The sequence below is a fragment of the uncultured Aquabacterium sp. genome, assembly GCF_947366995.1.
Classification (GTDB): Bacteria; Pseudomonadota; Gammaproteobacteria; order Burkholderiales; family Burkholderiaceae_C; genus Aquabacterium.
The window spans coordinates 1-12,836 of sequence record NZ_CANBCC010000033.1 but is presented as its reverse complement, the minus strand read 5'-3'; the positions used below and the strand labels follow the sequence as shown (position 1 = coordinate 12,836).

Here is a 12,836-nt window from a genome sequence, read left to right as displayed (position 1 = left end):
GGAGGTCAGCCTGTCACGCGGTTGGTGATGCGCATGGACAGGGGTTGAGGCAGATTGGAAGGAACCTGATCGATGGCGGGCAGGCGGGTCAACGCCTCCTGCAGAAGGCGGTCGGTCTGCGGGTCGCCGGACGACGAGGCCAGCTCGATGCGGTGCAGTTGGCCGTCGTCCGCCAGCCAGACGCGCACGTTGACGCGGTAGTCGCTGCCTTTGAGTTCGGCGCGACGGGCCAGCTCGGTCTGGATGTGGCGCAGCAGGCGGTTGGTGAAGAACGCAAACTGCATGCGGTTGCCGCCGCCCGGACCGTTTCCGATGGCGCCGCCCTTGTAGTCCTGCGAAACGGCGCCGGCGGCAAAGGCACTGGGCCCATCGCCTGCCGGGCCGTCCATCTTCAGCTGCTGCGGCTCAGGCGGCGCTTCCATTGGCTTGGGCTGCTGCATGGGCACGGGCTCGGCCTGCTGCGTCTGCTTGTCGGGCTCGGGCTTCTTCTCTTCCTTGGGCGGAGGCGGGGGGGGCGGCGTATCGGGCAGCACCGCGATCTTCACCGTCTGGCGCCGGGGCGGGGCAGGGCTGTCCCCCAGGGTCGAAAACAGCCATCCCGCACCGCAGACGAGCAACACGGTGATGACAGCAGGCGCCAGCCAGCGTGGCTTGCCACCCTCGGCAGCGCCACCGTCCGGAGTCGGGTTCAGTGCCAGCTCGGCCATGTCGTTTCCTCAGGTCCCGATGCGCGAAGTGACAAGGCCCATGCCCACCTCGAGCTTGTTGCACAGGTCGATCACGGCCACCACCTTGGCGTAGTGCGTGCGTGCATCGCCCTTGATGGCGACGCTCATCTTCGGGTCGCGTGCACGGGCGTCCGTGAGCTGGCGTTCCAGGTCGGCCATGCTGATGGCCGCGCCGTTGAGCAGCAACGCGCCATCGGCCATCACCTGCACAACCTTCAACTCGTGCTTCTCGGTGCTCGGCTTGTTGCTGGGCTTGGGCATGTTGACCGTGAGGCCCTGCACCGACGCCGTCGTCATGAGGATGAACACGACGAGCAGCACGTACGCCAGGTCGAGCATGGGCGTGACGTTGATGCTGTCGTAGGGGCGGGTGTCGTCCTGAACCTGCATGTGGCCCTCACTGCGCCCGTTTGGTCGCCAGACCGATTTCGGTGATGTCCAGGCGCTTCGCGATCTCGAGCACCGCCATCACCTTGTCGTACTGCGCCGCGGCGTCGGCCTTCAGGATCACGGGCAGAGCGGGGTTGGCGGCCTTGTACTGCGCCAGCGTGGACTGCAGCTCCTCCAGGCTCACCGGGTAGGCGTCGAGGTACACCTGTCCGTCGGCGGTGATCGTGATGCCCTTGGTCTGCGGCTTGGCCAGGTTGTTGGCCGCCAGCGTCTGCGGGCTCTCGACCTTCACGCCCTGCACGGAAGCGGTCGTCATGATGATGAAGACGACGAGCAGCACGTAGGCCAGGTCCAGCATGGGCGTGACGTTGATGTCGTCGTACGCCTGCAGATCGCCTTTGACGTCACCGGCCATGACCGCCCCGCTCAGCGTGCGCCGTGGTTTTCGGCCACGCGCGTCACGAACTCGTCAACAAAGATGCTCATGTCGGCCGAGATCGACTTGATGCGCGACGCGAGGTAGTTGTAGCCGAACAGCGCCGGGATGGCGACGCCGAGGCCTGCCACCGTCGCCAGCAGCGCGGCCGCAATGCCCGGGGCGATGGCGTTTACGTTGACGTCACCCGCTGCGGCGATGGCCGCAAAGGTGATCATGACGCCGACGACGGTGCCCAGCAGCCCCAGAAAGGGCCCACCAGAGATCGCGATGGTGAGCAGCACGATGCGGCTGTTGAGGGTGTGTCCCTCGCGCACCAGGTCGGCGTCGATGGCGGCCTTCACCGCGTCGATCGACGCGCCACTCAGGGGCGCTGCGCCGGGTGCACCGACATCCCGCTTGCGCAACTCGCGCAGGCCAGCCTGGTACAGCCGCGCCAGCTGCGAGTGCGGCATGCCTTGCGCCGCCACGGACATTACGTCCTTGCTGTCGCGGAACGCGGCCAGAAAGCGGCGGTTGTCCTTGTCGGCCCGGCCCACCAGCACGGCCTTGTCGTACATGACCCAGATGGCGATGACGAACATGATGGCCAGGATCACGATCACGACCCAGGCGTCGGTGGTGAGGTTGTCGACCAGGATGGCAAAGTGGCCGGCCTCACCGGCTTCCGCTTCGGACTCGGCGGTCTCGGGCGTCTGCGTCACCGACAGAACCAGCTTGGCTTCGGCGCCCTGCGCCGCGTGGGCGAACTTCACCCAGTCGCTGCTGCGCACGGTGTTGGCCACCTCCAGCTGATCGACCTGACCGGTCAGGCCGGCACCGACCGAGATCTCGCCGGCAATGGGCGCCTGCCCGCCCGCGAGCTCGGCTTGCGCCGCCTGTGCGCCGTTCACATACAGCGTCAGCTTGCCCGCCCCCACCGTGACGGCGAGGTGCGCCCACGAAGACACGGGCAGCGTGCCGCCCGCGGCCTGCGCCGTACCGAGCGTGGCCTTGAGCGATCCGCCCGCCACAACCAGCTTGAGCGCCCCCTGCTCGAACACCGTGCCATCCAGCGTGGCGGGCTTCAGCCACAGGCTCACGCTGTGAGGCCCTTGCGGCTCGCCCTTCAGCGTGTCGCCTTTCCAGGTCAGCGCCTGCCCCTGAAGCTGGGCCGCTGCACCGATCAGACCGTTCGCTTCCTGCGCCACCGGCCCGGCAGCCTGCAGGCCATTGAGGAGCTCTTCGCCGGCCTTGCCGCCGAAGGGGACTACGGCCCGCATGGCGGCGTCGAAGAGCTTCGGCGAGGTCGTCTCGGCAGCCGCCTTGTCGTGGCCGGCGTACACGTACACGGCGTTCTTGTCCGTGCCCGGTGCCACGTTCGGCAGCTGCACCCACAGCACGGCCAGTTCATTGGCGCCATCGAAGCGCTCGACCCAGAACTTCAGCGGGGTCTTGTCGTCTGCGGCGACGACGCGCAGGTCGCTGCCATCTTCACGTGCACCGACAAAGTCAAAGTTGCCCGAATGCAGGCGCACCGGAATGACGGGGCCCGCGAGCGCCTCCTGCGTGGTCACGCCATCGCTGGACGTGTTCAGCGTCACACGGGTGCGCTGTTTGTAGTCGGTATCCCACCAGGCACGCGCAGGCGCACTGGCGAAGGCAGACAACATGGCAATCAGGCAGACAGCTTTCCGGACGGCATTCATGGCAACAGGTGTTCAGGACAGGTGAGCGATTGTCAGAAGGGGGTGTGTCCCCCTTGGTAAAGCCGATGGTCCGATCGGACCAGCGCCCCCCTGGACAGGTGGTGCAGATCGGACCATCGGAGGGAGCGCCGCGTGTTGTCAGCGCGCGCAGTCGCGCTCGTTCGGTGGGCAGGGCGAGGCCGGGCCCGCCTGGGGCGCGCCGCTTCGGGTCACGCTGTCATCGCCCAGGCTCAGCAACTCCACCGTGAGGATGCCGTTGGCTTCCTTGCGACGCGCGGCCTGGCTGGCTTCGGCCATCTGCGTGGCGCCCGAGGTGACCTCTCCGGGCATCTTCGTGCCGACCTTCACCGACGGACGGGAGACGGTGGGCGCACCGCCCTTGACGTTGCCCTTGAGGTTGTCGCCGCCCTTGACCGGCCCGGCCACGCGGATGTCGCCACCCGACTCGTTGCGGATGAAGGTGTCGAGCGCCAGCACACCGCCGATGGGCGCGAAGAGGTCCACGGTGCCGCGGGACGTGCCGTCCGCCTTCTTCAGCAGGCCGATGCCGCTGCCGGTGGTGACGGCGGGTGAGCGGAACACCACCGCCCCCGTGAGGGGATCGACCACCGGTACGGGCGCAGGCACCGTCACGTCCGTGTTCGAGCCGCGGCCGGAGTCGATGGCTCCGCGCCGGCTGTACAGGACGAGGTCACCTTCACCGACCACAAAGGCCTTCTGGGTGTTGACCTGGAAGTCGGCATCGGCCAACGCGCGGATGCTGCCGCCGTTGTAGGCCACCAGGCCGCGCGTGGCCGCGTTGTCCCGGTCGGTCGGCGTCGAGGACGAGTAGCCCACCAGAATCTGCCCACCAGGCGCGAAGAGGTCGGCGCCTCCCGACAACAGGTTGCCATTTGCCAGGGTGTGGATCTTGCTCGAAGCGAGGTTGATGTCGCCATCGAAATGGAAGCCTGCCCCCAGGCCGGCGAGGCTGGTGACTTCATCGACCTGGGCCCACAGCGCGTTGCGTTGTGCCTGGCGGCGCTGGTTCTCGGCCGGGTCGGTCGAGTCGGCCAGTTCGACCGCCTGCTGGCCCAGCCGGCGCACCTCACCTATCAGGACTTCGTCCTTGAACTGCTGGAAGGCCGTTCCCTCGGTGCGGGCCGGGTCGAGACCGAGCGCGCTGGCACGGGCTGCCCATGCGACGGCGTACGCCTGGCCCGGGGCCACGTAGCGGGCCACAAACGCGCGGTCGACCACTGCCTCGGCGAAGCTCAGTTGGTGAGCCTGGCTGAACTGCCTGTAGTACTGCAGCGCGGCCGGGAAGGCCGATGCCAGCGCCGTCTGCAACTCGGCGCCCACAAGGCCGCTCAGGTCGGGCATCTGGCTCGCGGGCAGGGCCAGCACGCCGCGCACGTGGTTCACGAGCGCCACCTGTGCCTGCGGATCCTGCGCGAGGTAGCGTTGCATCAGGGTGTCCACGTCGACACGTCGGTTCATACCCGCGCTGACGCGCACGCTGGCCCCGGTGTCCGGCAAGGCAGCGTTGCCGACGTTGAAGGCCGAGATGCCGTAGTAGCTGCCCGGCAGGTTGCCGATGGTCTGGATGCCGCCTGCCGTGCGGAGGTCGAGGTCGGTCCCCGCTTCCACCTGCAGTTCACCCGGCCCGGCCAGCTGGATCATGCCGCTGTCGCGGTCGCTAAGCGTGTTGTCGCGTCCCACGATGCGGCCGCCCGCCTTGATCAGCGTGACGTCGGTCTCGTGGAAATGCTGCCCGGCAAAGCTCAGGTCCATGATGTCGCCACCGGCTTCCACCACCGCCGCCTTGGGCACGGTCAGTCTCGTGTCGGTGGTGATGCTGCCGCCCGCATACAGCGTGGCAGGCAAGGCATCGTTCTGGTGCAGGGTGCTGCTGTAGAGCGTGTCGACCGACAGCTTGCGGTTCTCCCCGGCCAGGCCAAGCTCTGCCGGGCGCAAGGTGGCGTAGACGCCGTCCGTCCAGCCGGTTTCCAGCGCAGGGCGGCTCACGCTGGGCCAGCGTCCCGGATCGCCGTCCAGCATCACCACGCCGCGACTGCCGCCTTGAATCGACAGGTCATGTCCGGCATAGACGCTCAGGTTGCCCGTGGCCGACGGGAAAAGCCACAGTGCGTACAGCTCCGAAGTCAGCAGTTTGACCGCCCCATCCAGGGCGCTGACCTGCACGGTGGGCGGCGCCACTTGCGCCAGGCGGTTGCTCACCGCCAGCGCCCGCGTCACGCGGTCTGCGGCCGGCATGAGTTGACCACTGCCATGCAGGTAGTTGAAGTAGCCCTGTACCGTGGTGGGCCGGGTGGGCGTGCCCACCAGCGTCTCGAAAGACGAGAAGGCGCCTTCGGCATTCCACACCACATCGCCCGCGGCGCTGGACAGCCGCACGCCGCTGTCGCTGCCGTACGTGAAGAAGGACGCCGCGCTTTCTGCGGGCACCCGCGTGGTCGAGGGCGAAGACAGCGCCGTGGGGTTGTAGACCGCGGCGATCTCCAGACCGGTGCGAGCCTGCAGCGACCAGTGGCCATCCATCAGGGCGAGGATGGCGCCCTGGGCAGGCACGTCGGCCTTGACATTGCTGCCCGTCGTGAGCGCGCCGCCCGCTTCCAGCCGGCCCTCACCGCGGCCCAGCAGGTAGACACCGCCCCGGATGTCGCCCGCCGCCTGCACGGTCACGTCACCGCCGTTGCGCACGTCCAGTGCCGGCGTGCCGAGCACCGCGTCTCCGTCGGTGTTGGTCGTCCACGTCTGGACGTGGCGGGCCGAGGTGGGTGCCACGACCCCGAGGTCGAGGATGTCGCGCCCGGCCGAGACATGCACGTTGCCCCCGCCAAAAGAGCCCAGCCCCTGCCGGAAGCCGGCGAGGTAGCTGGCCCACGCGCCGAGACCCACGCTGCCGTCGTCGGCCATCACGCCCGCGTGCAGCAGCCAGTTGCTCGGCAGTTGCACCGGCGCGGCCGAGCGAACGTCACGCCCTGCGTGCACCTCCAGCCGCCCACCGCGCTCGGTGTAGCTCAGGGCGTTCACGTCGGGTGCGGCCGCTACCTGGTCGGCCTGCAACTCGACCGGGCGACCTGCAACGTACACCAGACCCTGGACGGGATTGGTGCCGCTTCCCGGTGCCAGCACCACGTCGCGTGCCGCTGCCATCTCGATCGAGCCCGTCGTCGTGCGCACCACCTTGCCGGCGGCCACCGTGAGGTCGGCTTCGGCAGCGGTCTGCTGCACGGCGAGCAGATCGGATGCGCTCAGGTCAGCCCCTGCGGTGAGGCGGAAAGACGCCGCATCGCCCGGTGCGACGCTGCCCGTGGCGGCGGCGGTGGTGAAACCGTCACTGAGCGTGCCATTGACGCGCAGGTGTCCGCCGGCGCGCAGGGTCAGCATGAGCGGTGCGAGGGTGGGGTCGTCCGCCCGGTCGGCACGCCAGAGGTTCCAGTCGTTCGACACCGTGAAGTCGCCCGTCGTACGCACTTCGACGCCTGCACGGAGCTGTGCCCGACCGAGCAGGCCCAGCGAGCCCATCAGCACATCGCGCGCCGCCAGGAACTCAGCTGCATGGGTGGCCAGATCGCGCTGCCCCAGCAGCGTGCCACTGCTGGCCGCCGTGCGGATGCCGGTGTAGGCCTCACCATCGTCATTGCGCTCGTACACGCGGGCCGATTCCACCAGCACCTCGCGTGCGTTCAGGGTCGCCTGCACTGGCGCCATGCGGAGCCCGCGCGCCAGCGCCGCGGCATCCAGCACTGGATCCCGTCCGTCGGCGGCTTGTGCCGCGGCATCCGCTGCGAGGGCCATTGCTGCGGCGAGCTCGTTGTCGTCCCGCTCGGCGCGCAGCACGATGCGGCCGGTTCCTGCATCCACGGTGGCGCCGGCACGCAGGTCCAGCACGCCGGGATCCGACTCCGTGCTCACGGTGGTTTCGCCCGTGTCAGCGTCGACCGTCGTCACGATGCGCACGCCCGTGGTGGCCGAGAGCAGGACGTCGCCGCCCTGAGCGCCGTCGCGGCTGGAGGCCGCCTCGATGCGCGCGCCGTCCTCGAGCGTCAAGCCGCGCGCCGCCAATTGCACCATCCCACCTTGCGGCGCGCGTGCATCGATGAGCGCGTCACGGCCCAGTGTGAGGCTGCGCTGGTCCACCGAAATGCGCGTGCGCACGGCCTTCATGGCCGTGTGGAGGCTCTGATCCTCAGTGCCGCGCAAGCGGACCGTGACCGCGCCGTGCAGCCCCCCTTCGTTGCTCAGCTCGGCCAGGCGGTCCAGCGTGCCGCGCACGCCAGCCGCGGCGCTGGCCTGGGCCGCCTCGGCAACACGGCCCGCGTCGACAACCAGCTGGCCGCTGAGCGTGTCGGTGCTGGCCCGGCCCAGCAGGGAGGCCTCTGCGCCGAACACCACGCGACCGCTTTCGGTGGGTGCGCTGAGTTCGATCGTGCCGGCGGCCTTGGCGCTGTCGGAAGCAGAGGCTGTCTTCCAGCCCACCACCTTGCCGGTGCCGTCGTACACGGGTACCCCACCAGCAGACACATCGATCTGGCCCAAGACCTCGATGTCGCCCGAAGCCGCGCGGATGCGCACCTCGCCGCCTGCCGAACTGGCCGCCCACGTGCGGCCTGCCTGGACGACGGTCCCCGCGGCACGGGTGACGGAGCCCTCGCCCAGCACCACCGTCCGGGCGCTGTCGGTCGCACCGCGGCCTTCGATCTCCAGTTTGCCCGAAGCCACCTCGACACGGCCTTGCTGTTCAACCCGCGTGCCGGACAGGGCGAGCGTCGCGCCCAACCCGGCGGTCTCACCCAGTGTGCGCGAGCCCGCTGCCTTCTCCACGCGCAGAACGCCATCGGCCCGGGCCTGATGCGCTCCACCCGACAGGGCCGTCACCCGTGCTGCACTCAGCGTCAGGTCGCCCTGTGAGGACAGGGTGTTGGTCTGCTTGCCGCGGCCATCGAACACCAGATCGCCCTGGCTCGCCAGCGTCACCGACTCGGCCGCCAAGCGCACCGGCCCGACGCCCACAATGAGGCCGCCCGTTCGGACATCCGACAAGGCCGGGTTGGCCTCGATGCGAAGTCGTCCGGCGCCGGTCAGGTCGGTCGGCGCGGCGCGCCCGGTGGTGTTGCGGAGCACCACCTCGCCGGCGCGCACGGTGATGTCACCCCCCTGGCCGACGAGGGCGGGGGCATCGAGTGTCAACTGGGCTGTCTTCACGCTGCCCAGGCTTGCATTCGCCGCAAACTGCATGGCCCCGTAGCTGCGCAGCTGCACGCGCTCGGCGGCGTTGACGCTCTCCAGCAGGCCACCGGCCAGCACCAGGGCCGAGTCTGCGGTGGTGTCTCCGATGGCGATCTGCCCGGCGGCCACGCTCATGGCCCGGGCCTGGATGGCCGTGTCCGGGTTCACCGACAGTGCACCCGCCGCGTCCATCACCACATGCGCCGCCTTCAGCGCACTCGGTGCGGCCGGGGACGAGGCGATGCTCAGCTGGCCTGCCAGCGGGGTACCCGGCGCCACCGAAGCGAGGTCGCGCTGCACGTCCAGGCCCTTGTTGTGACTGACGGCCAGCGTAGCCCCATCACCCTGGACACGGACCACGCGCTGCACGTCCGTGTCGGCGTGCTTGTCCTCGTCGACGGTGAGGCTCACCCCTTGAGCCACATCGATGCCGCGCTGGGCCACCGCGATCAGCTCACCGGTCGACACATCGCCATCGAACCGGATGTGCTCGGCCTTGGCGGTGACGACGGTTTCGCCCTTCACCTCCTCGCGCTGGCCCCCCAGCAGAATGCTGTCGGCTTCTGTGCGAGACAAGGCCTCTGCCGACACCAGCACTTCGCCCTCCTCCAGCCGGGTGGTGCCGGCCAGGCCCACCACCAGGGAACGGCCCATGCTGAGATCGAGCTCGCCGCCCTTGAGCTGGTAGCTGGCGGTCCAGTCGAACGCCTGGGTCGAGAGCAGGGAAACGCGCCCGCCCGTTGCAGGTCGCGTGCCCTCCTGCGTGCTCAGGAAATCGTTGATCGACACCCGGTCGACCCGCGACTGCGCGGCCGCCGTCGCAGCCGGCTCCAGCAGCAGCGCGAGGTTGCGGCGGTTGCCGCCGTTGATGTCGGTGCCCACGGCAGTCTCGACGCCCGAGACCAGCACACTGCCATCGGGTCGTGTCAGCCCGGTCGCCAGCGGCTGGTCCGACGCCAGCGTCCGGGCCGACACCAGCACCGCGCCTGGCAGGATCCCATAGCGTGCGGGCAACAGCGTGTAGGTGCCCGGTGGCAGGGCCCCGTTGGCACTCGTGATCCGGACCTGCGCACCGACAGACAGGGGTTGCCCGTTGGCCGCTGCAGTCAGCGCCGTCTGTGTGTCGTAGGGGGCAAACTCGTATGTGTGGCTCGGAACAATGGCATAGACGCCGGCGCGGTTGAAGGTGTCCTTCGTGCCGCCCACGCCTTCCACGAACTCCCACGCCAGCAGGTCACCACCGGCCTGGGCCTGGATACGTGAGCTGGACGCCACCGTCAGGTTCGGCGATTCGACCGTGACGTCCTTGTGCAGGTCCACCAGATCCAGCACGGCCTTGGCATCCGCAGAAGAGGCAACGCCGGCCTCGCTCGTGCCATACAGCCAGCGCTGCCCGTTCAGCATGAAGCCCACCGGCACCACCAGCCCCTCGCCGCTGACGGAAAGCCGGCTGCCGTCCTGCAGCGCCACCTGGGTTCCGGTGATCCGGATGTCGCCGAACGGCTGGTCGATCGTGCCGGCGTGGCTCACCGTGCCGGCGTCCAGCGTGAGGCGCCCCAGGGCAGACAGTGGCGACGCGCTGCTGGAGCCCTTCTCGGGATTCAGGGTCTGCAGGGTGGACGTCGCGGTACCCTCGATCCGGGCATCGGTCAGCGTGCTGGCGTACAGGTTGCCCGCCTGCAGTTCGAGGTGGCCATCGAACAACAGGGCCGCGGTCGGCCGCGTCGTACCAGCGCCCAGGCCGTTGAGGCGGATCTCGCCATTGCGGCGCGCGCCCACCTCGTGCTTGGCAGACAACGTGGCCCGCAACGCGACGTTGGCGAACCCTTGGAAGGCGTGTGTGCCATACCAGTCGATCAGCCCTGCGTTCACCGTCAGCGCGGCCGTGCCCGTCGTGGCTGCGCCCGGCGGCTGCATGCCCAACGCCGGGTCGGCCGATCGGGCCGAGCCGATGCTGACATGGTGGGCCTGTACCGTCACGGCGTTCGGCGTGCCTGAAGCACTGGCCTCTGCGGCGATGACCGGCGCGTCCAGCACCACCGAGCGCAGTGGCACATGGCCCGCGCGGTCGGCCGGTCTGGCGACCAGGTTGGCATCGCGCCCCAGCACCACCCGCTCGCTGGCCGTGAAGGACAGGCGATCAAAGCCGCTGTCCAGCAGCCCCGAGGCCGAGACCTGGCTCTCACCAAAGGTTCGCGCGGCGGCGTCCGTTGAAACCGCCTGCCCCTCGCCCACCACGCGGATGCGCCCCACCTCAGACAGCGCCGTCACCGGGAAGGCCGTGCCCGGCACGGTGTCGGGCTGCAGTTGGAAATCACGGATGCTGCCTGCCACCGAGCGCGCGTTGAACTGCCCGCCGGACACGCTGGCGTCCGGGCGGTGGGCGATCAGGGTGCCGCCCAGGTAGAAGCCATACAGAGAGGAGACGTTGAGCGTGCCCGCTGCGGCGCTCACGGTCGTGGCCTGACGCGACACCCCCGTATGCAGCGCGGCCTGTGCACCGCTCAGGTTGATGACCGCCCCTTCGTCCATCAGCACCCAGCCGCGTTGGGCATCCGGGTTGAGGCTGACCGTGCCGCCGCCCAGCACGTCGCCGACAAGTCGCGTCTGGCCGGCCACCGTGGTGGCACGCACCCTGGCCGCACCCGATACGTCGATCAGGCTGGTGTCGTGCAGCTGAACGGCCTGGTCGGGCAGGTAGCCCACCGGGTCGAGTTCGAGCGCGTTGGTGGGCGACGAGCCCACCCGGTGCAACACCGTGTCGGTGCCGAGTCCCACCGTCACGTCGCCGCCCCGCGCCAGCAGCGCACCGTGAACGTCCACGCGGTAGCTGCCACGCAGCGTGAGGCTGCCGCCGAGCCCGGCGTCCATCACCGCGCCCACGCCCAGCGTGACGCTGCCCCCCCGGTTCAACCCGGTTGGCTGGATCGACATCGCCACATCGGCCTTCAAGGCCGATGCATCCAGCGTGATCGAAACCGGCTGCCGCAGCGCATCGTCCAGCACCACGCGCTCGGTCTCTGCGGCCATCGCCGTGCCCGTCGGGCCGGCGCGGCCCACATTGATCTGCGACGAGTTCACCGGCTCGCTCAGGTTGACGAGCCTGGGCACGATGCGGGTGTGGTCCGCCACCACGATGTCGCCCTTGGTCTGAAGCGTGAACGTGCCGAATCCGCCTTCGGAGAAGAAGGTCGGTGCGATCTGCAGTCCGCTTTGCAGTGCCTGCGGAACCTGGGCCGTCGGCTCACCGATCCAGAGGCTCCGCAGGCCACCGATCGCCAGCTTGCCGCCTCGGTTGAAATCGAAGCCACGCAAGGTGCCCGCCAGGATCAACTTTCCTGAGACGGTGTCTTCCGGCACGCCTGCCGGCACGGCGGTGTTGACCTGGAGGTTGATGCCGCCGGCCTCGCCTTTCACCGTGCCCGACGGCGCGCCACGCAGCAGCGCGGCCGACACGTTGAGCAAGGCCCCCCCGGCCACCGACACGCTGTGGCCGGCCTTGATCGCAATCTGCCCGCCATCGGCCTCGGCGCCGCGGGCACTCGCCCCGCCCGACACATCCAGCACGGCCGTCGACGCGACAATGACATTCCCCGGGCCAGCGCCAATGGCGTTGCCTTCGCCGGTGCCACTGGCGCGGGCCTGACCGGCTTCCAGCGCAATGGTGCCGCCTGCAGCGCGCACCTGCCCCGCCATCGTCACCGTGCCGCCGCCCTGGCTTGCCGCCAGGAACGAACCCGACGCGCCCAGATCCAGTCTCACGTCGGCATCCACGTTCACGTCGTGCGGCACCGTGTCGCTGGTGTGGGTCGCCTTCAGGGCCACGGCCGAGGCCCCGCTGTTCTGCAGCATGGTGGCCGACACGCGGGTCTCGGTCGCCAAGCCGGCCAACCAGTTCGACGCAGCACCCCCATCCTCATCGGGCAGCGTCGGCATGGCGCCCGCGGTGTCCGCCTGCAACCGCACCGAGCCCTGGGTGTTCTCGATGTCGACGCGCCCCCCGAGCGGCCGCACAGCGGCATACAGGTGTGGCTTGTCGATGAGTGTGGCAAGCCGCCCCAGCTCGGTCGACACCTTGGTGTTGAGGCGCACCGTCGTGTCCGCGGCCGAGACCGTCGTTCCGCTGGGGTTGCCCCACAGCTGCAGCGGCCCCACCACGGCGCCGGCCTGGATCTCGGCGCCGATGTAGAGCGTGCTGCCCTTCAGGCTGAGCCAGCCGGCATCTGCGCCCTCCACATAGCTCGTCTCGCGCGGCTGTGTCGCGGTCGACGCCAGCGAAGAAGGGGCGGCCTCGCCACTCAGCTGGCCCGGGCTGATGAGATCGGAAGAGCACACGTCTGAACTCCAGTCACCGGATAA

At 69.4% G+C, this 12,836-nt stretch carries 4 protein-coding genes; all 4 read right to left on the bottom strand.

The features are described from left to right. Positions 1-5: 5 nt before the first annotated feature. Genes Q0Z44_RS10265 through Q0Z44_RS10250 form a run of 4 tightly spaced genes read right to left on the bottom strand, consistent with a single transcriptional unit; the run spans position 6 to position 3,206 of the window. Positions 6-707, bottom strand: coding sequence for an energy transducer TonB (locus tag Q0Z44_RS10265; protein ID WP_298012286.1), 702 nt, complete (start codon positions 705-707; stop codon positions 6-8). Positions 708-716: 9 nt separating this feature from the next. Beyond that, entirely contained in the window at positions 717-1,118 is a 402-nt protein-coding gene (locus tag Q0Z44_RS10260; protein ID WP_298012284.1) for a biopolymer transporter ExbD, read from the bottom strand. Between the two features lie 7 nt (positions 1,119-1,125). Beyond that, positions 1,126-1,533: a biopolymer transporter ExbD gene (locus Q0Z44_RS10255; protein ID WP_298012283.1), complete on the bottom strand. Its 408-nt coding sequence runs from the start codon at positions 1,531-1,533 to the stop codon at positions 1,126-1,128. Between the two features lie 11 nt (positions 1,534-1,544). Beyond that, on the bottom strand, positions 1,545-3,206 hold the full coding sequence (locus Q0Z44_RS10250; RefSeq protein ID WP_298012281.1) for a DUF2341 domain-containing protein: 1,662 nt from the start codon (positions 3,204-3,206) through the stop codon (positions 1,545-1,547). Positions 3,207-12,836 lie beyond the last annotated feature (9,630 nt).